The sequence below is a fragment of the Achromobacter sp. 01N37 genome (genome assembly GCF_056399725.1).
In genome coordinates this window covers 142,093-163,897 of sequence record NZ_JBFTRX010000001.1, presented here as the reverse complement: position 1 = coordinate 163,897, position 21,805 = coordinate 142,093, and the positions used below count along the sequence as shown (strand labels likewise).

At 63.7% G+C, this 21,805-nt stretch carries 23 protein-coding genes; 8 read left to right on the top strand and 15 right to left on the bottom strand.

The window, feature by feature from the left end; translation table 11 throughout:
• Nucleotides 1–40: 40 nt before the first annotated feature.
• Entirely contained in the window at nt 41–808 is a 768-nt protein-coding gene (locus AC1DSJ_RS00725) for an IclR family transcriptional regulator (RefSeq protein ID WP_054425030.1), read from the bottom strand.
• A 230-nt stretch (nt 809–1,038) separates the two neighbouring features.
• On the opposite strand from AC1DSJ_RS00725, the gene AC1DSJ_RS00720 reads away from it, so the two are divergent.
• Both AC1DSJ_RS00720 and AC1DSJ_RS00715 read left to right on the top strand, forming a co-directional pair.
• Nucleotides 1,039–2,289, top strand: a complete 1,251-nt coding sequence (locus tag AC1DSJ_RS00720; protein ID WP_441370780.1) for a M24 family metallopeptidase — start codon at nt 1,039–1,041, stop codon at nt 2,287–2,289.
• A gap of 31 nt (nt 2,290–2,320) precedes the next feature.
• A complete protein-coding gene (locus tag AC1DSJ_RS00715; RefSeq protein ID WP_441370779.1) occupies nt 2,321–2,956 on the top strand; it encodes a CerR family C-terminal domain-containing protein in 636 nt (211 codons plus the stop codon).
• Between the two features lie 6 nt (nt 2,957–2,962).
• Here the strand turns inward: AC1DSJ_RS00715 and AC1DSJ_RS00710 are convergent, their stop codons facing one another.
• On the bottom strand, nt 2,963–4,003 hold the full coding sequence (locus AC1DSJ_RS00710) for a metal-dependent hydrolase (RefSeq protein ID WP_441370778.1): 1,041 nt from the start codon (nt 4,001–4,003) through the stop codon (nt 2,963–2,965).
• A gap of 107 nt (nt 4,004–4,110) precedes the next feature.
• Between AC1DSJ_RS00710 and AC1DSJ_RS00705 the strand changes: the two genes are divergently transcribed.
• The 3 genes from AC1DSJ_RS00705 to AC1DSJ_RS00695 all read left to right on the top strand — a co-directional run bounded on the left by AC1DSJ_RS00705 (nt 4,111) and on the right by AC1DSJ_RS00695 (nt 6,098).
• The gene (locus tag AC1DSJ_RS00705; protein WP_054425024.1) at nt 4,111–4,749 is read left to right on the top strand and encodes a DedA family protein; all 639 of its coding nucleotides are present in this window, start codon (nt 4,111–4,113) and stop codon (nt 4,747–4,749) included.
• Between the two features lie 15 nt (nt 4,750–4,764).
• Complete coding sequence (locus AC1DSJ_RS00700) at nt 4,765–5,298, top strand: hypothetical protein (RefSeq protein ID WP_054425022.1); 534 nt, start codon at nt 4,765–4,767, stop codon at nt 5,296–5,298.
• Nucleotides 5,299–5,447: 149 nt separating this feature from the next.
• Nucleotides 5,448–6,098 carry a dUTPase gene (locus AC1DSJ_RS00695; RefSeq protein WP_175169561.1) on the top strand — a complete coding sequence of 217 codons (651 nt, stop codon included), beginning with the start codon at nt 5,448–5,450 and terminating at the stop codon, nt 6,096–6,098.
• 72 nt (nt 6,099–6,170) lie between these two features.
• On the opposite strand, the gene AC1DSJ_RS00690 is transcribed toward AC1DSJ_RS00695, so the two are convergent.
• The 6 genes from AC1DSJ_RS00690 to AC1DSJ_RS00665 all read right to left on the bottom strand — a co-directional run bounded on the left by AC1DSJ_RS00690 (nt 6,171) and on the right by AC1DSJ_RS00665 (nt 11,765).
• A complete protein-coding gene (locus tag AC1DSJ_RS00690; RefSeq protein WP_342065912.1) occupies nt 6,171–7,283 on the bottom strand; it encodes an NADH:flavin oxidoreductase/NADH oxidase in 1,113 nt (370 codons plus the stop codon).
• Nucleotides 7,284–7,415: 132 nt separating this feature from the next.
• Nucleotides 7,416–8,186 (bottom strand): ectoine/hydroxyectoine ABC transporter ATP-binding protein EhuA, encoded by a 771-nt coding sequence (ehuA, locus tag AC1DSJ_RS00685; RefSeq protein ID WP_441370777.1) that lies wholly within the window; start codon nt 8,184–8,186, stop codon nt 7,416–7,418.
• Nucleotides 8,183–8,854 carry an ectoine/hydroxyectoine ABC transporter permease subunit EhuD gene (ehuD, locus tag AC1DSJ_RS00680; RefSeq protein WP_342065913.1) on the bottom strand — a complete coding sequence of 224 codons (672 nt, stop codon included), beginning with the start codon at nt 8,852–8,854 and terminating at the stop codon, nt 8,183–8,185. The genes ehuA and ehuD overlap by 4 nt, the downstream gene beginning before the upstream one ends.
• The gene (ehuC, locus tag AC1DSJ_RS00675; protein WP_054425014.1) at nt 8,851–9,504 is read right to left on the bottom strand and encodes an ectoine/hydroxyectoine ABC transporter permease subunit EhuC; all 654 of its coding nucleotides are present in this window, start codon (nt 9,502–9,504) and stop codon (nt 8,851–8,853) included. Before ehuC ends, ehuD begins: the two co-directional genes overlap by 4 nt.
• 12 nt (nt 9,505–9,516) lie before the next feature.
• Nucleotides 9,517–10,431: an ectoine/hydroxyectoine ABC transporter substrate-binding protein EhuB gene (gene ehuB, locus AC1DSJ_RS00670; RefSeq protein ID WP_441370776.1), complete on the bottom strand. Its 915-nt coding sequence runs from the start codon at nt 10,429–10,431 to the stop codon at nt 9,517–9,519.
• A gap of 179 nt (nt 10,432–10,610) precedes the next feature.
• Entirely contained in the window at nt 10,611–11,765 is a 1,155-nt protein-coding gene (locus tag AC1DSJ_RS00665; protein WP_346550461.1) for an ABC transporter substrate-binding protein, read from the bottom strand.
• A 292-nt stretch (nt 11,766–12,057) separates the two neighbouring features.
• On the opposite strand from AC1DSJ_RS00665, the gene AC1DSJ_RS00660 reads away from it, so the two are divergent.
• Together AC1DSJ_RS00660 and AC1DSJ_RS00655 are read left to right on the top strand one after the other, a co-directional pair.
• Nucleotides 12,058–12,483 carry an OsmC family protein gene (locus tag AC1DSJ_RS00660; RefSeq protein ID WP_054425007.1) on the top strand — a complete coding sequence of 142 codons (426 nt, stop codon included), beginning with the start codon at nt 12,058–12,060 and terminating at the stop codon, nt 12,481–12,483.
• Between the two features lie 152 nt (nt 12,484–12,635).
• Nucleotides 12,636–13,925, top strand: coding sequence for an Nramp family divalent metal transporter (locus tag AC1DSJ_RS00655; protein ID WP_342065915.1), 1,290 nt, complete (start codon nt 12,636–12,638; stop codon nt 13,923–13,925).
• A gap of 77 nt (nt 13,926–14,002) precedes the next feature.
• On the opposite strand, the gene AC1DSJ_RS00650 is transcribed toward AC1DSJ_RS00655, so the two are convergent.
• Nucleotides 14,003–14,224 carry an XRE family transcriptional regulator gene (locus AC1DSJ_RS00650; protein ID WP_342065916.1) on the bottom strand — a complete coding sequence of 74 codons (222 nt, stop codon included), beginning with the start codon at nt 14,222–14,224 and terminating at the stop codon, nt 14,003–14,005.
• Nucleotides 14,225–14,404: 180 nt separating this feature from the next.
• On the bottom strand, nt 14,405–15,022 hold the full coding sequence (locus AC1DSJ_RS00645) for a TetR/AcrR family transcriptional regulator (RefSeq protein WP_054425001.1): 618 nt from the start codon (nt 15,020–15,022) through the stop codon (nt 14,405–14,407).
• Between the two features lie 126 nt (nt 15,023–15,148).
• Here AC1DSJ_RS00645 and AC1DSJ_RS00640 point away from each other — a divergent pair, with 126 nt between their 5' ends.
• On the top strand, nt 15,149–16,432 hold the full coding sequence (locus AC1DSJ_RS00640) for an MFS transporter (protein WP_175169368.1): 1,284 nt from the start codon (nt 15,149–15,151) through the stop codon (nt 16,430–16,432).
• Between the two features lie 256 nt (nt 16,433–16,688).
• On the opposite strand, the gene AC1DSJ_RS00635 is transcribed toward AC1DSJ_RS00640, so the two are convergent.
• From AC1DSJ_RS00635 to AC1DSJ_RS00615, 5 genes are all read right to left on the bottom strand, one after another.
• Nucleotides 16,689–17,429 (bottom strand): ABC transporter ATP-binding protein, encoded by a 741-nt coding sequence (locus AC1DSJ_RS00635; RefSeq protein WP_441370775.1) that lies wholly within the window; start codon nt 17,427–17,429, stop codon nt 16,689–16,691.
• The gene (locus AC1DSJ_RS00630; RefSeq protein ID WP_054424995.1) at nt 17,426–18,229 is read right to left on the bottom strand and encodes an ABC transporter ATP-binding protein; all 804 of its coding nucleotides are present in this window, start codon (nt 18,227–18,229) and stop codon (nt 17,426–17,428) included. Before AC1DSJ_RS00630 ends, AC1DSJ_RS00635 begins: the two co-directional genes overlap by 4 nt.
• Entirely contained in the window at nt 18,226–19,314 is a 1,089-nt protein-coding gene (locus AC1DSJ_RS00625) for an ABC transporter permease subunit (RefSeq protein WP_054424993.1), read from the bottom strand. The genes AC1DSJ_RS00630 and AC1DSJ_RS00625 overlap by 4 nt, the downstream gene beginning before the upstream one ends.
• A complete protein-coding gene (locus AC1DSJ_RS00620) occupies nt 19,311–20,162 on the bottom strand; it encodes a branched-chain amino acid ABC transporter permease (RefSeq protein ID WP_391567846.1) in 852 nt (283 codons plus the stop codon). Before AC1DSJ_RS00620 ends, AC1DSJ_RS00625 begins: the two co-directional genes overlap by 4 nt.
• Nucleotides 20,163–20,396: 234 nt before the next feature.
• Nucleotides 20,397–21,542 (bottom strand): branched-chain amino acid ABC transporter substrate-binding protein, encoded by a 1,146-nt coding sequence (locus AC1DSJ_RS00615; protein WP_054424990.1) that lies wholly within the window; start codon nt 21,540–21,542, stop codon nt 20,397–20,399.
• Between the last annotated feature and the right edge of the window lie 263 nt (nt 21,543–21,805).

Sequence of the window (21,805 nt, the reverse complement as noted above, 5' to 3'; positions counted from 1 at the left end):
CACCCAGAGGGTTTAGGCCAATGGGTTCAAGCCAAAGGGTTCACGCCAGCCAATAAGGGTCGTGCAGTTCGCGGCCCAACGCCGCCACCTGTTGCAGCACCGAATCGCGCAAGCGCGCCACGCGCGCCGCATCGGCCTGGAACGACACAAACGACAGACACAGGCCGCGCAATTCGCCGGTCGCCGGGTCACGCACCGCGGCCGCCACGGCGCCAATGCCGGGCATGGCCTGGTCAATCGCCACGCCGCAATGGTCTGCGCGCGTCTGCTCGACCAGGCGGGCCAGGTCGCCGACGGTGGCCGGGCAATCACGGCCTTCCATCGGCAGGGGCTGGGCCGGGTCGGCACCGTACAGCGCTTGAAATTCAGCATCGCTCAGGCGCGACAACAGCGCCCGGCCCATCGCCGTGCCGGACGCATTGCGGCGCGAGCCAGGCGGTGACAACACCTGCACCGGATGCGAGCCATTCAGGCGTTGCAGCACCACGGTTTCACGTTGGTTCAAGGTGGACAAATACGCGGTCAGGCCGCTGTCGTCGGATAGGCGAGTCAACACCGCGCGGCAGGCTTCGTCCAGCGGCGTTGCGGCCATGCCGGCACGCACGGCCTGCGCCAGCAAGGCCCCTGCGCGGTAGCGGCGCGTGGCGGCGTCCTGGTCCAGCATGCCGTAATGCTGCATCTGGTTCAGCAAGCGAGAGGCCGTGCTCTTGGGCATGGCCAGCCGCGCGGCGACGTCGGTAAAGCTCAGCTCCGTCGCGCCTTCCGCGTACAGCGACAGCACGCGTTGGACTCCATCTAGAATGCTCATGAATGTTCCATAAAACGGAACTTAAGTTCCTTAATATCGAACAAGAATAAAACATGCGGCAGGAAGTGGTCAATATGAGGACTGTTGGGACATGGAAATGGATGTGTGCCCAAGGGCTGTGTCGCTCTCATCCCCTTTATTTATTCATTAATTAATTCATTTGATTGATTCATTCATATGAATGATTTATAGTCGCCGCTCACTGACACCCCCTATGGAGCAACATACCCATGTCCCCCGCCCCCCTTTCCCTGACCGAGCGCGACAGGCGCTGGCAACTGGCCCGCGACCTGATGGCGGCCGAACACCTGGACGCCCTGATCGTGTACGGCGATCGCGAAGCCGCCGCGCCGGCAGGTTTTGCCCATGACTGTTACTTCACCAACGACCGCCCGGGATCGATCGTGGTGTTCATCGGCAACGACGCGCCGCGTGTCTATACCTTTGCCTCGCTGATGGTGGCCGACCACCTGCAAGCTGCACTGCGAGGAGACCTGCAATGGATCGCTCCGGAACAGCTGTTTGTCGGCAAGACGGGCCGCGACGTCGGCGCCTGGCTCGCCAGCCGGCAATTGAACGGCGCCCGCATCGGCGTGATCGGCCTGGAGCCTTACCCTCCCTTCTATTTCGACGGCGCCATGCCCGCGCGCACGCTGCAAGGGCTGGAAGCGGCGTTGCCGGATGCGGTATTCGTGCCCGTGTTCCGCCCGTTCTTTCAGCGCGCAGCGGTGAAGAGCCAAGAAGAACAGGCCCTGATCCGGCACGCCGCCAGCATTGGCGAAGCCATGAGCGAAACCCTGCGCGCTACGGCCAAGCCGGGCGTATCCGAGGCGGACCTGGTCGCGGCCGTTACCGCCACGTGCTTTTCCATGGGCGGCTATACCGCTGAGATCCTGCTGGGTTCCGGGCCGGAATACGTGGGATGGGGGCCGGCCGCCTGGCAGTACCGCGCGCAAGCTCCCCGGATCTTGCAACAGGGAGACGTGGTGTTGTCAGAGATCTTTGCGCTGTACGGCATGATGGAAACTCAGCATCAGGCGGCGGTGGCGATCGGCACGATGCATCCCGACATCCTGCGCGCGGCCTTTGTTGCCCGCGCCAGCTACGAGGCCGGGGTCACGGCGTTAAAGGCGGGCAATACATTTGGCGATGTGGTCGACGCCATGGAAGCGCCGCTGCTTGAGGCCGGCGGCTGGCATGTGCATCCGTTGATTCACAGCATCAATCCCTATGGTCCGGTAGGCTTTGGCACCGCCCCTGGCATAGAATCGCTGCCCGAAGCCGCTCGCTATGCAGACCTGCGGCGCCTGCCCACCGTGGGGCGCGACGTGCCGCTGCAAGAAGGCATGTGCTTTGCCTTCGAACCGAATTGCGCCTTTGGTCGCCACCTGGCTAATATCGGCGGCACCGTTCTCGTCGGCCGCACGGCCGGGGTGGAACTGAACCAGAACTCAACGTGGCTGATGCACGCAGACGACTAGTCCCACGCGGGCAGCCAAATCCAAGACATCGATGCACGATCAAGACACTCTCAACGCACGCTCCCGCGAAACGCGCGACCGGCTGATCCGGGCGGGCCTGGCGCTGTTCAGCCGCCATGGGCTGGACGGCGTGCGGACCCGGCAACTGGTCGACGAGGCAGGCGTGAACCAGTCCGCGATTCCCTATCATTTCGGGGGCAAGGACGGGGTGTATGCGGCAGTGCTTGAGCAGGTGGCCGCCCACATCGCCGAGCGCCTGGGCCTGCCGCGCCCGGCAGCGACGTCGCCTGATTCCGCCCGTGCGGCGCTTCAGTTGCTGATGCAGGATTTTGTATCGGCACTGTTGGATTCAGAAGCGTCGGCCGCCAGCAGTCTGCTGCTGGCGCGCGAACAGCTGCAACCCACTGAGCAATTCGACGCGTTGTATGGGCAGCTGTTCCAGCCGCTGCACGAGACCATTGCAAACCTGGTAGCGGACATCCGTGGGCAAACGCATGGGGATCGCGACGCCATTCTGCGCGCCCACGCCATCCTGGGCCAGGCGCTTGCCTTCGCGGTAGCGCGCGAGGCGCTGCTGCGCCGGCTGGGTGTCCAAAGCTTGTCACCCAAGGACATCCAGAACATCGTGCAGATGGTCGGGAACATGGCGATTAGCGCCTGTTCCTGACCGCCCCTACTTCGTCGACAATTCCGACCACTCCGCCAGCGGCAGCGGCGGCTGCGCGTGCAGAATGCGCGCCAGCACCAGCTTCAGTTCGTTCCAGCCGCCGCGTTCGCTAGGCCAGCTCGATGGCGTAACGGGCGTCCAGCTGCCATCCGGCGCGCGCTCGGCCATCTTGAAGCGGAACGAGTAATGCCCCGCCATGCCCATGCGCAGATCCGTCACAACGAGCGCATCGCCGATGGCGTCATACCGCAGCCAGTTGTCCGTGAACCAGCGCAGGCGCGCGTGCAGCGGCACGTTCTCCAGTGCCTGGCCCAGATCCAGATTCAGCGGCTGGCGCAGCCATTCCGGCTGCCCGCGGTCGAACAGGCTGCTGACGGATTCGTAGTAATTGCCATCCGCGGTCTTGGCGATGACGCGCCACACCAGCGTGTTGAACGGCATCGACACCGCGCGCAGCTCGGTCACGGCGATGCCCTGCTGCTGCATGGCGTCGCGCACGCGGTCTTCGGTGACGATACGGCTGGCCAGCCCGAAGCCCAGATAGGCCGTGCTGAAGATCAACGCCCCCGCCAGGAACCGGCGCGCGCGGCTCGTCATGCCCACGGCTATGGCATAGACCACGCCCAGCAATAAGGGCACGGTATAGATTGGATCGATGATGAAGATGGCCGACCAGCTTTCGGGAATGGCCGCCAGCGGCCAGAACAGCTGCGTGCCATAGACGGTGAACGCGTCCAGCACCGGGTGGGTCACCAGCACCAGCCATAAGGTCAAGAACAACCTTCGCCCGCCGTAGGGCGCTTGCGGCCAATATTTGCGTATCAGCCAGGTCAGCAGCAAGGCCAGCCCGGTCAGCACGAAGATGGAATGCGAAAAGCCCCGGTGATAGGTCATCAGCGACACGGGGTCGGGATAGCGCATCAGCACGTCCAGGTCGGGCACCGTCGCCAGGGCCGCCCCGTAGATCAGCGCCCGGCGCCCCTGAAAGCGCCCCAGCATTGCCCCTTGTATCCCCGCACCCAGCACCGCTTGTGTTACCGAATCCATAGTTCCCCAGTCGTACGCATCAATCAGAAAGCCTAGATAACACTTGGCCATTAAAGCAGGCGTTAAGATACCCGATTGCATTCAGCTAATTTTCAGACTCCGCCTTCATGGACCAATATATCGACAAGATCGGCCTCTTCATCGAGGCCAACCAGATCTGGGCCGGCCCGATCACCTTCCTGCTGACCCTGGGCGAATCCATGGTGCTGCTGGGCCTGTTCATTCCCGCCACCGCCTTGATGCTGCTAACGGGCGGCCTGATTGGCGCCGGTACGCTCGACCCCTGGGGCGTCATCATATGGGGCATAGCAGGCGCCATCGTCGGCGACGCGCTGTCTTACTGGCTGGGCCGTTGGGCCGGCCCCGGCGTCTTGCGCCGCTGGCCGCTCAAGCAACAGCGCACCGGCGTGGCGCGCGCCCGGCTGTTCTTCTACCGCTATGGGTTCGCCTCGGTACTGATCGGCCGCTTTCTGGGGCCGATCCGGTCCACCATTCCCACGGTTGCGGGCGTCATGGGCATGGCGCAAAGCCGCTTCCAGCTGGCCAACGTGCTGTCGGCCTTGCTGTGGATGCCGCTGATGCTGGCCCCGGGCTATATCACCGCGCGCAGTCTGGGCACCGCCGAAAACGCGCAGCAGATCGCCATGATGATCGGCGCAGGCCTCTCAGTGCTGCTAGGATGCGGACTTCTGCTCGCCATGATGCGCAAGCGCCGTCAGCCGGCGCGCGTCCGGCGCGGCAATTGAACCAGAGAGAGAGTCATGGCGATTGATTTGGAGCCGAAGAACGGCGATTTCGCACGCTACATCGAGAACCTGACGCGCGCGGGCGGCGTCACGCCCGGCCGGGTTCCCGACAAGCGCGAGGCGTCGCGGCAGGCTTCGTCCAAGGTGGCCGTACCCGTCCCGCCCCCCGTCACGTCTGATTCCCTGTCCACCGCGCCCTGGGGCAATACGGCGTCGCGCACGCCGTCCCCCCCGCCCCACGCCCAGGGGCCCGGTTCGACCACCCAGTCCGACACCGGCGAGGCGTCGATGGCGCAGCGCGCACGCCTGCGCAAGATCGGCATTGTGCTGACGGTGGGCGGCATTCTGGCTGGGTGGTCAGCGGTGAACATCGCGATTCGCGCCTTTCGCAGCCCCCAGTTTGAGCTCGGCGAACTGATGCCGGCCGTGTTCCTGGGCTTCTTCGCGTTCATGCTGCTCAAGGCGGCGGGCAATGCGCGCAAACCGCGCAATGGGATGGGCAAACTGCCGCCGCTGAAGACCTCGTCGTATCGCAAGGACGGCAAGTAAGCGGCCCAGGCAGGCGGACATTCATGCTCACCCATGGTGGGCTACCCAATGGTGCTGACCATTGGTGCTGACCATTGGTGCTAACATTTCCGCCGCAATTGAGCAGACCCCTAAAGACCCCCGGAGTGAAAGTGAATAACGTTGTCGGATTGAACCAGGCCCAGGCGGCCACGATGCTGAAGTTGCAGGACCACTTGAACAGCATGATCAATCCTGACTGGGTCAATGGCGGTTCCCGTTTCCTGCGCGCCGCCTTCGTCGAGTCCGCCGAGGCGCTTGAGCACTACGGCTGGAAGTGGTGGAAGAAGCAGACCATTGACCTGCCCCAAGTGCAGATGGAACTGGTCGACATCCTGCACTTCTACCTGTCGCACACGATTGTCCAGGCCCAAGGCCAGCAAGACGGCGCCGCGAACGCGCTGATGGCCGATCTGGCCACGGAAGCAACGGTCACGCTGGACGGCAAGGCCTATGCGCTTGGCGCCCTGACCGTGCCTGAACTGCTGGAGCTGATTGGCGGCCTGGCCGTTTGCGGCCGCGCCAGCTACAAGGTGCTGGAGCAGACCATGACGGCGTGCGAGATGACCTGGAACGACGCCTACACGCAGTACGTGTCGAAGAACGTGCTGAACATCTTCCGCCAGCAGCATGGCTACAAGGAAGGCACGTATATCAAGATCTGGAACGGCGAAGAAGACAACGTGGTGTTGGCCCGCCTGCTGTCGCAGCTGGACCCCGCCAGCGCCGACTTTGCCGACGCGATGCAACGCGAGCTGGAACTGGCGTATTCGCGCCTGTAATCGCTGCGCGTTCCCGCAAGACAAAAACGCCGCTATCGAAGCGGCGTTTTTGTTTGACGTGAACGTCTGCGATCAGCGCTGCCCGAAGCGCGTTTCGCCAAACAGGTCTTTTTGATCGCGCGGTTGTGAACGCCAGTACTGGTGTGGCGCGGTGACCTGGCCGCCCAACTGCGCCGCGGCATGCCACGGCCAGCGCGGGTCATACAACATGCCGCGCGCCAGCGCGACCATGTCCGCTTTGCCTTGCGCCACGATGTCTTCGGCCTGCTGCGCTTCGGTGATCAGACCCACGGTGATGGTGGGCATGCCGACTTGGCGCTTGATCTCGTCGGCGAACGGCACCTGGTAGTTCGGCCCTACCGGAATCTTCTGCTGCGAAGACACGCCGCCGCTGGATACGTCGATGAACTCACAGCCGCGCGCTTTCAGCTCCTGCGCAAACGCGATGGTCTGTTCAAGGTCCCAGCCGCCGTCGACCCAATCAGAGGCCGACACACGCACGCCCAGCGCCACGTGGTCCGGCGTGATCTCGCGCACGGCCTGGAACACTTCCAGCGGAAAGCGCATACGGTTTTCAAGCGAGCCGCCATAGGCGTCCTGACGCTGGTTCGACAAGGGCGACAGGAATTGATGCAGCAGATAGCCGTGCGCCGCATGCAGTTCAATCGCGTCAAAGCCCAAACGAATCGCACGCCGGGCGCTATCGACGAAGGCGTCGCGCACGCGCACCAGGCCGGCGTCGTCCAACGCATGGGGCGGCGGTTCCGATGCATTGTGCGCAATGGCCGAAGGCGCCCAGCCTTGCCAGCCGCCCGCGCTGGGGGGCACCAGCTGGCCGCCATTCCACGGCGCATCGCTTGAGGCTTTGCGGCCGGCGTGGCCCAATTGGATGCCCAGCTTGATCGGCGAATAACGGCGTATGGCGGCCACCACGCGGCCCAGCGCAGCCTCGGTTTCGTCAGACCACAGGCCCAGATCCCCGGGAGAAATACGGCCATCGGCTTCCACCGCCGTGGCTTCTGTGAACAGCAGCGCGGCGCCCGACAGGGCAAGATGGCCCAGATGGATCATGTGCCAATCGGTAGCGCGGCCGTCTTCCGCCGAGTATTCGCACATGGGCGCGATGACGATGCGGTTGGCCAGTGGGACGTTACCGACTGACGTGGGACTGAACAGGTGACTCATGGGCGGCTCCAGCAGATTGAACGCGACAGCATAGCAACCGCCCATGACCGGAAAGCCAATCCCAACGCCCCCGGCAGGGTTAAACCGCAGCCCTTCTGCCCTTGCCTGCCGGGCACGCCACGCATCGCCCGCCTACTGCCCTTCGATCACCGAATCCAGAAACTGGCGCGTGCGCGCCTCCTTGGGCTGGCTGAACAGCACGGACGATTCTGCGTCTTCAACGATATTGCCCTGGTCAAAGAACAGCGTGCGGTCCGAGCTGCGTTCGGCGAACTTCATCTGGTGCGTCACGATGATCATCGTCATGCTGCGCCGGGAGGATAAGTCGCGCAGAATTTGCAGAATGCCGCCGACAAGCTCGGGGTCCAGCGCCGACGTCACTTCATCGAACAGCATGATCTCCGGGCACATCGCCAGCGCGCGCGCAATGCCCACGCGCTGCTTCTGCCCGCCCGACAGCTGTGCCGGAAAGACGTCCAGCTTGTCGCCCAGCCCCACCATGTCCAGGTACTCCACGGCGCGCTCGCGCGCCTGGTCTTTGGTCATGCCCAGCACATGCACCGGCGCTTCCATGGTGTTGCCCAGCGCCGTCATGTGCGGGAACAGATTGAAGTGCTGAAACACCATGCCGATCTTGCCCCGCACGCGGCGCAGGTGTTCGGAATTGACGCCAACCGGCCGGCCCTGCTCGTCCGTCCACATCGACTGCCCGTCAATTTCGATATCGCCGCTGGTGGGCTGGTCCAGCGTCATCAGCACGCGCAGCAAGGTGGATTTTCCGGAGCCCGACGGCCCGATCACGGCCACCGTCTGGCCCGCCGGAATCTCCAGATTGATGCCGCGCAGCACCTCCAGCTCTCCGTAACGCTTGTGCAGATTCTTGATGTTCAAGCTGGCGCTCATCGCTTTCCTCCATATCGTTGCAGTCGGGCCTCCAGGCCGCGCACACCCCATGCCGCCACCAGGCTCAGCGCCAGGAACAGCACGCCCACGAGCGTCAGGGGCTCGGTGTACCGGAACGTTGCCGACCCGATCATCTTGCTTTGCTGCAGCAGTTCAACCACGGTGATGGCCGACAGCAGCGGCGTGTCCTTGAACATGGCGACCAGGTAATTGCCCAGCGCCGGCACAACGGGCGGAATCGCCTGCGGCAGCACCACGCCGACGGCGGTGCGCCAGCGCGACATGTTCAATGCGGTGGCTGCTTCCCATTGCCCGCGCGGCACCGCTTCAATGCCCGCGCGATAGACCTCGGCGCAATACGTGGCGTAGTGCAGGCCCAGCGCGATGACCCCGGTCACCAGCGGCGACATCTGCGCGCCAGTCAGCGGCAGCACATAAAACAGGAAATACATCTGCACCAGCAGCGGCGTGCTGCGGATGAACTCGATCACGAACGCCGTGGGCAACGAGACAATGCGCAGCCGCGACCGGCGCAGCATCGCCAGGACCAAGCCCAAGGTCACCGCGACCAGCATGCCCAGCACGGTCGCTTCAATGGTGATGACCAGCGCCGAGCCCAGGGTGGGCAGAATTTCCAGTGCGAAAGACCAATCGAATATCGGTGTCATCGGACGCGAACCCTCCGCTCAAGCATGCGCACGCCCGCCGTGATCAGCAGCGCCACCGCGAAGTACAGCAGCAGCATCAGCGTAAAGATCTCGGTAGTGCGCAGGGTTTCGCTGCGCAGCAGCTGGCCGCGGAACGTCAGGTCGGTGATGGTGATCAGCGACACCAGCGCGGTGTTCTTCATCAGTTCAATCAGCAGGTTGCCGGCAGGCGGCAGCATGGCGGGTATGGCCTGCGGCACCACGATGCGGCGCATGATTTGCGCGCGGGTCAGGTTCAACGCCACACCCGCTTCGCGCTGGCCGGGCGGCACGGCGCGAATGGCGCCGCGCACCACCTCTGCGCCATAAGCGCCGGCGTTCAGCGCCAGCACCACAATGCCCACCAGCATGGCAGGCAGTTGCACGCCAAACAGCGGCAGCACGAAATAGAACCAGAACAGCTGCACCAGCGCTGACGTGCCGCGAAAGACCTCGACGTAAATCGATGCCAGCCAGCGCACCGGCCGCACCGGCGACAGCCGCCCGATGCCCGAGAGCAGCGCCAGCGGCACCGCCAGCACAACGGCTCCCGCCATGATTTCAAGCGTGACGACCAGCCCCTCTAGCAAGGGCGGCACCAGCTCCGCGATATGTTCGGATACGAGCTGCATCGGCGCCCCCCTTTACTGTCCGGCGCAGAGCTTGGCGGCGGTGACACCGTTAGGCAGCTCCTGATCGGTGAAGCCAAACGGCGCCACCAGCTTCTTGTGCTCGTCGGTGCCGATGAACTTGGCCAGTTCCGCGTTAAACGCATCCGCAAACGCTTTGTCGTCGGTGCGGAACGCATAGGCGCCATAGCCACGCACGCCCTTGCCGTCGATCACCGGGTCGGTGAAGGGGTCGGCCTTTTCCAAGCCGCTGCCGTCGTGCGTCTTGCCCATCAAGTCATTGATGGTGAGGGCGGTAGCGGCATAGGCGTCGGCGCGGCCGGCCTGCACGCCGGACAAAGCGCTGACCGCATCGGGAAACACCACCACCTGGCCTGAGGGAATCTTCACTTTCTGGGCGTAATCGCCTTCGATGGCGCCCACCACCACGCCGAGTTTGGCGTCGGGGTTCTTCACCACGTCTTCATAGCTGTGCAGGTTTTTCGGGTTGCCCTGCTTCACCAGGAAGGCTTCACCCACGCCGTAGGTCGGGTCCGAGAACGCCACCTGCTGGCAGCGCTCGGGCGTGACGTACATGCCGGCTGCGATGATGTCGAAGCGCTTGGCGGCCAAGCCCGGAATCAGCGAGCCGAACTCGGTCAGCACGCCTTCCACTTCGTTGATGCCCATGCGCTTGAGCACGATGCGGGCGATCTCGACGGATTCCCCCGTGACCTTGGCTTCCTTGCTGTCCATGTAGGCAAACGGCGCCTCGTTGGCATAACCGATGCGGATCTTGCCAGCCGCCTTGGCGGCTTCCAGGGTATTGGCGGTGCCTGCCGCTGCACCGCCAGCCGCGGCCCCGCCCTTGTCGGCGCCCGAGTCGGAGCATGCGGCCAATACGCCCAGGCTCAGGGCCAACAGCAAGCGTCTGGATCGTAGCAAGGTCATGAATCATTTCTCCCGTATTTATTTCTAGGTACATGGCTTCGCTAAAAATAATACGCTAAGAAATGATTTCTATACGAATCATTAAGGCGTGAAAAAGCAGGCCTAAGCCTGCTTTTAGGGACTGATCCCCTATGGGGCGTCAGCAAATGTTACGAACCGTAGAAATCCATGCAAGCGCCCTATTGCGCGTACGAGAACCGGCCATTCTTGACGATGCCCATCACGCGGGCGCGCTCGTCGAACCCCTGATGGTTGTCCTTCGAGATATTCAGCACGCCGTTGGGCACGACCAGATCGCGGGTGTTTTCCAGGGCGTCGCGCAGGGCGCTGCGGAACTCCGGCGTGCCGGGCTTGGCGCCCGTTTTCAGCGCGCGCGCCACGGCGGAATCCAGCAGCATCCAGGCCCCGTACGCGTCGCCCGCAAACTGCGTCAGCGTGTTGGCGCCGTACTGGCCTTCATACTTGTCGGCAAACGCCACGGCCACCTTCTTGACCGGGTTGCTGTCGGGCAGCTCGCGCGCCACCACGCCCGGGCCAGTCGGGAACAAGGTGCCTTCCACGTCCTTGCCGCCCACTTGCAGGAATTCCAGCGTGCCGATGCCATGCGTCTGATAGATGGCGCCGGTGTAGCCGCGTTCCAGCAGCGTCTTCTGCGGCAAGGCCGACGGCGTGCCCGCCCCCGCAATCAGCACGGCGTCCGGCTTGGCGGCGATGACTTTCAGCGCCTGGCCCACCACCGATGCGTCCGTGCGCTGGAAGCGTTCCTGCGCCACGATCTTCAAGTCGTTGCCGGCGGCGGCGGTGAACTCCTTCCACCAGCTGTCGCCGTAGGAATCCGCGAATCCGATGAAGGCCACGTTCTTCAGGCCCTTCTTCTTCATGTCCTCGACCAGCACCGTCGCCATCAGCGAATCGTTCTGGGGCATCTTGAACGCCCAGGCGCGCTTGGGGTCGGACAAGGGTTCAACGATGACGCTGGAGGCGGCCAGCGCAATCATCGGCGTCTTGGTCTCGGCCAGCACGTCCAGCGCGGCCAGGGCAGCCGCCGTGGTGTTAGGGCCGACGATGGCGTCCACCTTGTCTTCGGACGTGAGCTTGCGCATGTTCTTCACCGCGCGGCTGACGTCGGTGCCGTCGTCCAGCACCACGTAGCGCGCCGGTTCGCCGCCCAGGGTGTTGGGCCACAGGCGAATCGCGTTATTGGTCTGGATGCCGATGGCGGCGGCGGGGCCCGTCGTCGACACATCCACGCCGATCACGATTTCGGCATGGGCGGACAAGGCGGGGATGACCAGCGCGGCGGCGCAGGCGATGCGAAGAAAATTGCGAGACATGACAGCAGCTCTTGGGAAGGAGTGTAGAGATGCCGTTATTTTGCCTGATGCGGATGGCGCCAAGGCCGGGCATCCGGCTCTGAGCCTGGCAGTTTTATGTCTGCCCGCCGGCCTGCCGCCCGCCGTTACATCGGCTTGCCGTTGCGCACCGCTGGATTCCGCGCCCGCCCCTCGGGCTCGCCGTATCATCGACGATGCCGCTCAGGCAACGCGCACCGCCCTTTGCGGGGGCGCGCATTCCTGCACCGGACGCGCCCGCCACGGGACGCGTCCCCTCTCACAAGGAGTCACTATGAAGAAAACCGCATCCGCCGCCTGGTCGGGCGATCTGAAGACTGGCAAGGGCACGATCTCTACGCAAAGCGGCGCACTGAAGGCTCAGCCTTACGGGTTCAACACCCGCTTTGGCGACACGCCGGGCACCAACCCCGAAGAACTGCTGGGCGCGGCCCACGCGGGCTGCTTCACCATGGCGCTGTCCAATATCCTGTCCGAAGCCGGCATGGTTGCGACCAGCCTGGACACCAAAGCCGAAGTCACGCTGGACAAGGTGGACGATGGCTTTTCCATCACCGCCGTCCACCTGACCGTGGAAGCCGTCATTCCCGGCGCCACCGCCCAAGCCTTCGAGGAAGCCGCGCGCAAGGCCGAAACGGGTTGCCCGGTATCCAAGGTGCTGAAGGCCAAGATCACCATGGACGCCAAGCTCAAGTCTTGATCCCGAACGGTTGAAGATGGGTGCGTCCACCAGGGGCGCGCCAGAAGCCGGGGCAGGCCCCCATTGGGCGGACCTATCCCCGGCTTGTTGAAAATCAATTTGACGGTCGGCGATCGCTTCTGGAAAATGAGAACCATTCTCAGGAGTGTCGTATGACCGGTTTCATCTACGCGATATCAGGCGGCAAAGCCGCCCTTGCGCAAGACGCCCAGCTGTCGGCGAACCTGCGCCGCATGGTCGGTTCCGGCATTCTGGTGGCTGTGGGCTACATCGATCCGGGCAACTGGGCCACTGACATCGCAGGCGGCAGCGGCTTCGGCTATGGCCTGCTGATGGTCGTCATCACCTCCGCCTTTCTGGCGCTGGGCTTTCAGATTCTGGTGTCGCGCCTGGCGCTGGCCACGGGCCAGGACCTGGCCTCGCTGACCGCACAGCATTTGTCTCCCGGCTGGTCCAAGACCGCATGGCTCGCGGGCGAAGCGGCCATTCTGGCGACCGCCTTGGCGGAACTGATCGGCGGCGCCATTGCGCTGCGCTTGCTGTTCAACCTGCCGCTGATTGCGGGCGTGGCCGTCACCGGCGTCGGCACGTTCGCCGTGCTGGCGCTCACCCGTGGCAACGCCGACCGCCATGAGCGTGTGATCGCCCTGCTGCTGGCGGTGGTGGCCGCGTCGTTCGTCTTCCTGCTGTTCAAGGCGAATCCTGCCTGGACAGCCGTGGCGCACGGCGTCACGGAAACCGGCCGCGCGCTGCGCGACCCGCAAGGTTTCCTGATCGCGCTTGGCATCCTGGGCGCGACGCTGATGCCGCACAACCTGTACCTGCATTCCGGCTCGCTGGCTGAACGCGCGAAAGCGTTGCCCGACTCCGCCCGCGACATGGCCATGCGCGTCGCCCGCAACGACACCATCGTGTCGCTGGGCATCGCCATGCTGATCAACTCGGCCATCATGATTGTGGCGGCGGCGTCGTTATCGGGTTCGGGCCTGATCGTGTCCAGCCTGGACGATGCCCACGCCGTCATTGGGCAAACGCTGGGCGTCGGCGCCGCCATCGTGTTCGCCGTGGCGCTCTACGCCGCGGGCCAAAGCTCCACCATCACAGGCGTGTTGGCCGGCCGCATCCTGTCCAAAGGTTTTCAGATCCGCAGCAACTGGTCAGATCGCCGCCGCGCGCTCATGACGCGCTTGATTGCAGGCGCCGCCGCCGTGGGCCTGCTAATCTTCACGGGCGGCAAAGACCCGGACGAACTGCTGGTGCTCAGTCAGGTCATCCTGAGCCTGGCCCTGCCCTTCGCGCTGGGTCCGCTGGTGCTGTTGGCCTGCCGCAGAAAGCTGATGGGCCAGTACGCGCTGCGTGGCGCCTGGGCATTGGCCGCCATCAGCGCCACCGTTGGCATCGTGATTCTGGATGGCTACTTGCTGGTGGACATGGTGGTCTAAGCGCCAGGAAAAACGCAAAAAACGCAAAAAAAACGCCAGCAATATCGCTGGCGTTTTTTCTGGCTGACCGCTTGCGCTTAGTGGCGGGCGGAGACAACCGGGTGTTGCTGTCGGCCGGCGTCCATGTCGTGCAGGACTTCGCCGACGGCGCCGCCAAACGAGGCCAGGCGCACTTTCAAACGCAGCCACATGCCACGGTTGAACGGGCCGGACAGGGTTTCCGCTTTGACGGCCTCGCGGATCAAGGACCGCTCCAGCGCATCCGACATACGGGCATTTTTCAACGCGGTATCGCTCATGATTCTCTCCTTGAGAAAGGCGATGTGGAACAACACGAATTCATGTTAGATCCGCGTTTGTTGCGTTGCAATAAAAACTTCAACCATTATTTTGTTCGTTGCGCAATGGGTACAAACACCACCATAACGGTGCATGCGGCACCACATTAAGCACTAGTCTTGTGCAGCGCCATACGGCTTTCAGCGGGGTAGATGCGCCTGGATCAGCTTGTCGGCCATGTCCGCCACCCGTCCGGCCGGGCCGCCCTCTCCGAATAACTGGCTCGACACGAAAGCGCCTTCGATCAACAGCAGCAGGCCATCGGCCAGCGCCTCGGGGTCAGCCGCCCCCATGCCCGCCGCCATCTCGTTCAAGCGGCGGCGCAACTCCAGCTTGTGCTCCACCGCCACGGCGCGCGCCGGGTGCCCCGCTTCCGGGTACTCGACGGCCGCATTCGTCAGGCCGCAGCCCCGGTAGCCGTTCTGCACGGCGCGCTGGCTCAAGCCCGACAGGTACTCCAGCAATTGCGCGCGCGGGTCACCCGGGTGGGCCGCGCACGCGCCATCAAAGCGCGCCCAGAATTCGGCGTCGTAATCGCGCAAATAGGTGGCCGCCAGCTCGTCCTTGGACGAAAAGCTGCGGTACAGACTGGGCTTGGTCACGCCGGCCTGGTTGACGATGGCGTCGACGCCCACGGCGCGGATGCCATCGCGGTAGAACATTTCACGCGCGGTCTTGCGGATGCGGTCGGCGGCCAGCAGCGGCTTGGCTGCGGGCTGCGGCGCGGCGCCGGACGAGGTGGAAGGTTTACTGGCCATGGACGTTTCCTTCAAAGGTGATGCATCAAACGGACAACTTCAATCGGGGCGGAATCAAATACCGCTTGACGATGTTACTGACCGGTACGTACTATTCGCAAATCCCAATACGTACCGGTCAGTAACATGAGTATATCCCACCTCCCCATCCCGTTTCGGCGTGCCGGCCAAAAGTACGCTTTTGTCGTCGTCGCCGTGATTTTCCTGGCGCTGCTGGTCTCGGCGGGGCTGCGTTCCACGCCCAGCGTATTGCTGGTGCCGCTCGAAGAAAGCTTCGGCTGGAGCCGCAGCTCGATCTCGTTTGCCGCTGCCGCCGGCATTTTCCTGTACGGCCTGGTTGGCCCGTTTGCCGCTGCGGCGATGGAACGCTTTGGCTTGCGCCGGGTGCTGATCAGCGCGCTGATCATGATGTCGGCGTCCAGCGCTGTCAGCGCCTACATGACCGAACCCTGGCATTTGCTCATGAGCTGGGGCGTGTTTTCGGGCATCAGCTCGGGCGCCGTCGCCTCGGTGTTGGGCGCGACGATTGTGAACCGCTGGTTCACCAAGCATCGCGGCCTGGTGATGGGGCTACTGACCGCCAGCACCGCCAGCGGCACGCTGGTGTTCCTGCCCATCCTGGCCACGCTGGCCTCATCCGGCGACTGGACGCGCGTCGTTTGGACGGTGGCAGCCGCCGCCGCCGCGCTGGTGCCGCTGGCCTGGTGGCTGGTGCCAGACCGCCCGTCCAGCGTGGGCCTGGTGCCTTACGGCAGCGACCCGCACGCCCCGCCCGCCCCCGCTGCACCGCGCACCGGCATGGTGGCCGCAACGTTCGGCGCGCTGGCCCGCGCGTCGAAGACGACGACCTTCTGGTTCCTGTTCGCCACGTTTTTCATCTGTGGCTTCACCACCAACGGCCTCGTCGGCACGCACCTGATCGCGCTCTGCGGCGACCACGGCATGCTGGAGGTGCAAGCAGCCGGATTGCTGGCGCTGATGGGCGTATTCGATCTGGTCGGCACCACGGCATCCGGCTGGCTGACTGACCGCTACGACCCGCGCAAGCTGCTCTTCGTCTATTACGCGCTGCGCGGCCTGTCGCTGATCTACCTGCCCTATTCCGACTTCTCGTTCTACAGCCTGTCGATCTTCGCCATCTTCTTCGGCCTGGACTGGATTGCCACCGTGCCGCCCACGCTGCGCCTGACGACCGAAGCCTTCGGCGAACGCGATGCGGCCATCGTGTTTGGCTGGATCGTTGCGGGCCACCAGTTGGGCGCGGCCAGCGCCGCGTGGATGGCGGGCGCCATTCGCGAAGCGCAAGGCAGCTACCTGATGGCGTTTGTGATCTCGGGCGCGACCGGTCTGATCGCTGCGGTGATCGCGCTGCGGATCGGCAAGAAGCAAGTCACGCCACAACCTGCCTGAATCCGGCCCGCGGATTACGAAAACCTCCGGCGACGTAAAGCTCCTACAACCACAAGATCCGGCAACGACAAGCTCCGAGAACGACGAGCTCCTACAACGACAAGCTCTGACAACGACGAGCTCCGACAACGACAAGCTCTGACAACGACAAGCTCTGACAACGACAAGCTCTGACAACGACAAGCTCTGACAACTAAAAAGCCCGGCATTGAAAAAATGCCGGGCTTTTTATTGCTGACGAACCGCGATACCTAAGCTATGCCGACGCTTCCTCGACTTCGCCCAGATACGCGGCGCGCACCTTCGGGTCATGCAGCATGTCGCGCGCCGGACCCGACAGAATGATCTCGCCCGACTCCATCACATAACCGTGATGGCTGTTTTCCAGCGCCAGGCGCGCGTTCTGTTCGATCAGCAAGATCGTGACGCCTTCGCTGGCGATGGTGCGCACCACGTCGAAGACCTTCTCCACCATCAGCGGCGCCAGGCCCATGGACGGTTCGTCCAGCAACAGCAGTTTGGGGCGCGCAATCATCGCGCGGCCCATCGCCACCATCTGCTGTTCGCCGCCCGACAAGGTGCCTGCCGCCTGCTTGCGGCGTTCGGCCAAGCGGGGGAACAACGTGAACACGCGGTCAGTGTCCTGGCGCACTTGCGCGGCATCGCGCCGGATGTACGCGCCCATCGCCAGGTTTTCTTCGATGGTCAGCTGGCCGAAGATGCCCCGGCCTTCCGGCACCATGACCAGCCCGCGGCGCACAAGCTCGTGCGACTTCTGGCCGCCGATCGACTGGCCGGCATAGACCACTTCGCCGCCCGCCATCGGGACCAGCCCGCAGATGGCGCGCAACGTCGTGCTCTTGCCCGCGCCATTGGCGCCGATCAGGCAAACGAGTTCGCCTTCGTCCACACGCAGATCAATGCCGCGCACGGCGCGAATTCCGCCATACGCCACTTGCAGACCGCGCAATTCCAACAGGGGTGTGGATGCCGTCATGATGCGGGGCTCTCCTTGTGAATCAGCGGGTCTTGGGCCGCGCCCGCGCCCAGATACGCTTCAATGACCTTGGGGTCGCGCTGCACTTGCGCGGGCTTGCCCATGGCCAGCACCTTGCCGTATTCCAGCACCAGCACGCGGTCGCACAAGCCCATGACAAGCTTCATGTCGTGTTCGATCAGCAGCACGGTAACGCCGTCATCGCGGATCTTCTCGACCAGCTTGCGCAGCACCACTGTTTCCGACGCGTTCATGCCGGCAGCCGGTTCGTCCAACGCCAGCAGCTTCGGGTCGGTGGCCAAGGCGCGCGCAATCTCCAGGCGGCGCTGATCGCCATACGGCAAGGACCGCGCCACGTCATTGGCGCGATGGCCAATGCCGACGTAGTCCAGCAGTTCTTGCGCCCGTGCTTCGATGGCCGCTTCTTCTGCCCGCGTGCCGCGCGTGCGCAGCACGGCGCCGAACACCCCCGCCTTCGTGCGCATGTGACGGCCGATCATCACGTTTTCAATCGCCGACAAATTGGCGAACAAGCGGATGTTCTGAAACGTGCGCGCCAGCCCCGCAAAAGCGACTTCATGCGGCTTCTTGCCCGACATGGATTCGCCGTTGAAGGTGCAGCTGCCATCTTCCGGGATGTACAGCCCCGTCAGCACGTTGAACAGCGTGGTCTTGCCCGCGCCGTTGGGGCCGATCAGTCCGTAGATTTCGCCCTGCTCGATATCGAAGCTGACGTCCGACAAGGCTTGCAGGCCGCCAAAGCGTTTGCCCAACCCTTGCGCTTGCAGCAGTTTGCTCATGCCGCACCCCCTTGGGTCTTGGTCGCCAGCTCACGCTTGCGCACGGCCGATGGCCACAAGCCCGCCGGGCGGAACAACATCACGCACACCATCGCCAAGCCGAACAGCAGCATGCGTATGCCTTCAGGGTCCAGCACGACGGCGCCAAACAGCATGTGCTGAACGGGTTCCACCACCGCGCGCAGAAACTCCGGCAAGGCGGCCAGTATCAACGCGCCCAAAATCACGCCAGGGATATGGCCCATGCCGCCCAGCACCACCATGCACAGAATCGAAATCGACTCCATCAACGAGAAGCTCTCGGGGCTGACAAAGCCTTGCATCGACGCAAACAACGCGCCCGCCACACCGCCGAACGACGCGCCCATCGCAAACGCCAGCAGCTTGATGTTGCGCGTGTTGATGCCCATGGCCTTGGCCGCGATTTCGTCTTCACGAATCGCTTCCCATGCGCGCCCGATGCGCGAATTCTGCAAGCGCACGCACACGACGATGATGATCAACGTCAGCGCCAGCAGCAGGTAGTAGTACTTCTCTGGCCCCGTGAACCGGATGCCCATCAGGGTTTCCGTTCGCCCGAAGGTGAATTCGCCCACCTTGAACGTGTCGATACGGTTGATGCCCTGCGGCCCGTTGGTGATGTTGATGGGCGCGTTCAGGTTGTTCAGGAAAATACGGATGATTTCCCCAAAGCCTAAAGTCACGATGGCCAAATAGTCGCCCCGCAACTTCAACGTGGGTGCGCCCAGCAAGACGCCGAACAGGCACGCCACCGCTAGCGCAATCGGCAGAATCGCCCAGAACGGCAGATGCAGCCCAAAATGCGGCGAGGCCAATAGCGCCCAGGTATACGCGCCCACCGCGTAGAACGCGATGTAGCCCAAGTCCAGCAGGCCGGCGAACCCCACCACGATGTTCAGGCCCAGCGACAGCATCACATACAGCAGCGCAAAGTTCAGAATCCGCACCCAGCTTTGCCCGGCCATGCCGATCACAAAGGGCAGCACCGCCAGCACAATGCCGATCAGCGCAATGCCGATCAGGTTGCGGGTCGACAGCCCGCTGTTTTTCAAGGAGGTGCTCATGCGCGGTCTCCCACGCGTTCGCCCAGCAGGCCCGACGGACGGAAGATCAGCACCAGTACCAGCACGAAGAACGCAAACACGTCCTGGTAATGGCTGCCCAAGAAGCCGCCGGTGATGTCGCCGATGTAGCCTGCGCCCAGCGATTCAATAATGCCCAGCAGCAAGCCGCCCGCCATTGCGCCCACCATGTTGCCGATGCCGCCCAGCACGGCGGCCGTGAACGCCTTCAGGCCCAGCATGAAGCCCATCGTGTATTGCGACACGCCGTAGTAGGTGGCGACCATCATGCCCGCCACGGCGGCCAGCGCCGACCCGATCAGGAACGCCGCCGAAATCACGGTGTTGATGTTCACGCCCATCAGGCCCGCTACCTCGCGGTTCTGCGCGGTGGCGCGCATGGCCGTGCCAAGACGGGTCTTGTGCACAATCGCCAGCAAGCCGCCCATGATCAGCGATGCAATCACCACAATGGCGATCTGCAAGGTGCTCATGCGGGCGCCAGCAAACTCGAACACGCGCGGCGACAGCACCTGCGGAAAGTTCAGATAGTTGCGGCCCCAGGCCATCATCGCCACGTTCTGCAAAATGATGGACACGCCAATTGCCGTGATCAGCGCAGCCAGGCGCGGCGCGCGGCGCAGTGGCCGGTACGCCACGCGCTCGGCCGTCCAGCCCACCGCCATGCACAGCGGCACGGACACCAGCAGGCCTACGCCCAGCACCACGAAGGCGGACACGCCAGGGTCGCCGCCCACCAGCGAAATGGCGATCGTCGTGGCCGCCATTGCGCCAATCATGACGACATCGCCATGCGCGAAGTTGATCAGCCCGATGATGCCGTACACCATGGTGTAGCCAAGGGCGACCAGGGCGTACACGCTGCCTAGCGTGACGCCGTTAATCAGTTGTTGAATGAAGATATCCATAGGGGCCGCGGAAATAAGCCTGGAAAAATCGCGCCGGACACGCGGCCCGAGCCATCATGGGCCGGGTGCGGTGCGCGCGCCGCCACGCCGGTCGGCGTGGGCGGACGGAGCGGGTGGCCCCCGGCAACGCCGGGCCCACCCTGCGTTCAACCGGCCTTAGTTGGCCTGGCTGACCATCGTTTCAACCATCTCCCACTTGCCGTTTTTGACTTCGTAGATGGTGACCGAGATTTCCTTCAGATCGCCCTTGGCGTCGTAGGAAATGTGCTCGCTGGTGGCGCCCTTGCGGTCAAGCTTGGCCAGCACGGGCAGGTACTTCTCGGGCTTGGCGGAACCGGCCTGTTCGATGGCCGTGATCATGTTCCATGCGCCGTCATACGCGTAAGGTGCATAGACGCCGGGGGCCTTCTTGAAGCGCGCCTGATAGCGCTGCTCGAAGTCCTTGCCTGCGGTCATCTTGTCCAGCGGCACGCCGGCCAGCGAGGCAAAGGTGCCGTCGGCAGCGTCGCCCGCCAGCTTGATGAAGGTGTCGCTGCGGGTCATTTCACCGGAGACCAGCGGCGCCTTCAGGCCCAGCGTGGCCAGTTGGCGCTTCATGGGACCAGACTGCGCATCCAGGCCGCCGTAAAAAATCGCGTCGGGCGCCGCGCCCTTGATGTTGGTCAGGATGGCGGTGAAGTCGTTCGCCTTGTCGGTGGTGTATTCGCGGCGGACCACTTCGCCACCGGCGGCCTTCACGGCCTTTTCGACTTCATCGGCCAGGCCTTGGCCGTAAGCGGTGCGGTCATCGATGATCGCAACCTTCTTGGCCTTCAGGTTCTGCACCATGAACTTGCCCACCGCGGCGCCCTGCTGGGTGTCGCTGGTCATCATGCGGAACGTGGTTTCGTAGCCTTGCTTGGTGTATTCCGGCGACGTGGCCATGGCGATCTGCGGAAGACCGGCTTCATGGTAAACACGCGATGCGGGGATGGTCGTGCCGGAATTGAAGTGGCCCAGAATGCCGACGACGTCCTGGTCGACCAGTTGCTGCGCCACCTGCACGCCAACGCGCGGGTCGGCTTGATCATCACGCGACACCAGCACGAACTTGGCGGGCTGGCCGTCAACCTTGATGCCCTTCTTGTTGGCCTCTTCCAGCGCCAGATTCAGGCCGTTCTGCATGTCTTCGCCGTAGTGCGATTGCGGACCGGTCAGGGGCGCGGCGAAACCGAGTTTGATATCGGCAGCCTGTGCGGCGGCCGTCATGCCAACAGCAGCAACGCTGGCGGCGAGAAGCTTCAAAGTGGTGCGGAACTTCATGGGGAATCCTCCGGGATGTCGGACTACTGGCCGTGTACTTGTTCTAGCACTTAAGGCCTTGTTATACCTGAGCTTTTAGCCAGGCTTTTGGTTTTTTCTACTACCGCGGGCCCAGCGGTGGCCGGGTCCCGCGTATGCATTTTCTGCAAAGTCTGGATGCCGGGTTGCGACATCCAGACTTAAGGTGCGACCGGATTTTCGTTCCAGTGCAACCTTGCCCGATATTGGAGATAACCCTCAGTCCCCAGAGGGTTCCCAGACGG

What these genes read in the sequence shown, in the direction of transcription:
- AC1DSJ_RS00720 (WP_441370780.1), top strand. Translation starts at nt 1,039, where the DNA reads ATGTCCCCCGCCCCCCTTTCCCTGACCGAGCGCGACAGGCGCTGGCAA.
- AC1DSJ_RS00705 (WP_054425024.1), top strand. Translation starts at nt 4,111, where the DNA reads ATGGACCAATATATCGACAAGATCGGCCTCTTCATCGAGGCCAACCAG.
- AC1DSJ_RS00655 (WP_342065915.1), top strand. Translation starts at nt 12,636, where the DNA reads ATGACCGGTTTCATCTACGCGATATCAGGCGGCAAAGCCGCCCTTGCG.
- AC1DSJ_RS00700 (WP_054425022.1), top strand. Translation starts at nt 4,765, where the DNA reads ATGGCGATTGATTTGGAGCCGAAGAACGGCGATTTCGCACGCTACATC.
- ehuD (WP_342065913.1), bottom strand. Translation starts at nt 8,854, where the DNA reads ATGACACCGATATTCGATTGGTCTTTCGCACTGGAAATTCTGCCCACC.
- AC1DSJ_RS00650 (WP_342065916.1), bottom strand. Translation starts at nt 14,224, where the DNA reads ATGAGCGATACCGCGTTGAAAAATGCCCGTATGTCGGATGCGCTGGAG.
- AC1DSJ_RS00635 (WP_441370775.1), bottom strand. Translation starts at nt 17,429, where the DNA reads ATGACGGCATCCACACCCCTGTTGGAATTGCGCGGTCTGCAAGTGGCG.
- AC1DSJ_RS00615 (WP_054424990.1), bottom strand. Translation starts at nt 21,542, where the DNA reads ATGAAGTTCCGCACCACTTTGAAGCTTCTCGCCGCCAGCGTTGCTGCT.
- AC1DSJ_RS00620 (WP_391567846.1), bottom strand. Translation starts at nt 20,162, where the DNA reads ATGGTGTACGGCATCATCGGGCTGATCAACTTCGCGCATGGCGATGTC.
- ehuA (WP_441370777.1), bottom strand. Translation starts at nt 8,186, where the DNA reads ATGAGCGCCAGCTTGAACATCAAGAATCTGCACAAGCGTTACGGAGAG.
- AC1DSJ_RS00715 (WP_441370779.1), top strand. Translation starts at nt 2,321, where the DNA reads ATGCACGATCAAGACACTCTCAACGCACGCTCCCGCGAAACGCGCGAC.
- AC1DSJ_RS00725 (WP_054425030.1), bottom strand. Translation starts at nt 808, where the DNA reads ATGAGCATTCTAGATGGAGTCCAACGCGTGCTGTCGCTGTACGCGGAA.
- AC1DSJ_RS00645 (WP_054425001.1), bottom strand. Translation starts at nt 15,022, where the DNA reads ATGGCCAGTAAACCTTCCACCTCGTCCGGCGCCGCGCCGCAGCCCGCA.
- AC1DSJ_RS00625 (WP_054424993.1), bottom strand. Translation starts at nt 19,314, where the DNA reads ATGAGCACCTCCTTGAAAAACAGCGGGCTGTCGACCCGCAACCTGATC.
- ehuB (WP_441370776.1), bottom strand. Translation starts at nt 10,431, where the DNA reads ATGACCTTGCTACGATCCAGACGCTTGCTGTTGGCCCTGAGCCTGGGC.
- AC1DSJ_RS00665 (WP_346550461.1), bottom strand. Translation starts at nt 11,765, where the DNA reads ATGTCTCGCAATTTTCTTCGCATCGCCTGCGCCGCCGCGCTGGTCATC.
- AC1DSJ_RS00640 (WP_175169368.1), top strand. Translation starts at nt 15,149, where the DNA reads ATGAGTATATCCCACCTCCCCATCCCGTTTCGGCGTGCCGGCCAAAAG.
- AC1DSJ_RS00660 (WP_054425007.1), top strand. Translation starts at nt 12,058, where the DNA reads ATGAAGAAAACCGCATCCGCCGCCTGGTCGGGCGATCTGAAGACTGGC.
- AC1DSJ_RS00710 (WP_441370778.1), bottom strand. Translation starts at nt 4,003, where the DNA reads ATGGATTCGGTAACACAAGCGGTGCTGGGTGCGGGGATACAAGGGGCA.
- ehuC (WP_054425014.1), bottom strand. Translation starts at nt 9,504, where the DNA reads ATGCAGCTCGTATCCGAACATATCGCGGAGCTGGTGCCGCCCTTGCTA.
- AC1DSJ_RS00630 (WP_054424995.1), bottom strand. Translation starts at nt 18,229, where the DNA reads ATGAGCAAACTGCTGCAAGCGCAAGGGTTGGGCAAACGCTTTGGCGGC.
- AC1DSJ_RS00690 (WP_342065912.1), bottom strand. Translation starts at nt 7,283, where the DNA reads ATGAGTCACCTGTTCAGTCCCACGTCAGTCGGTAACGTCCCACTGGCC.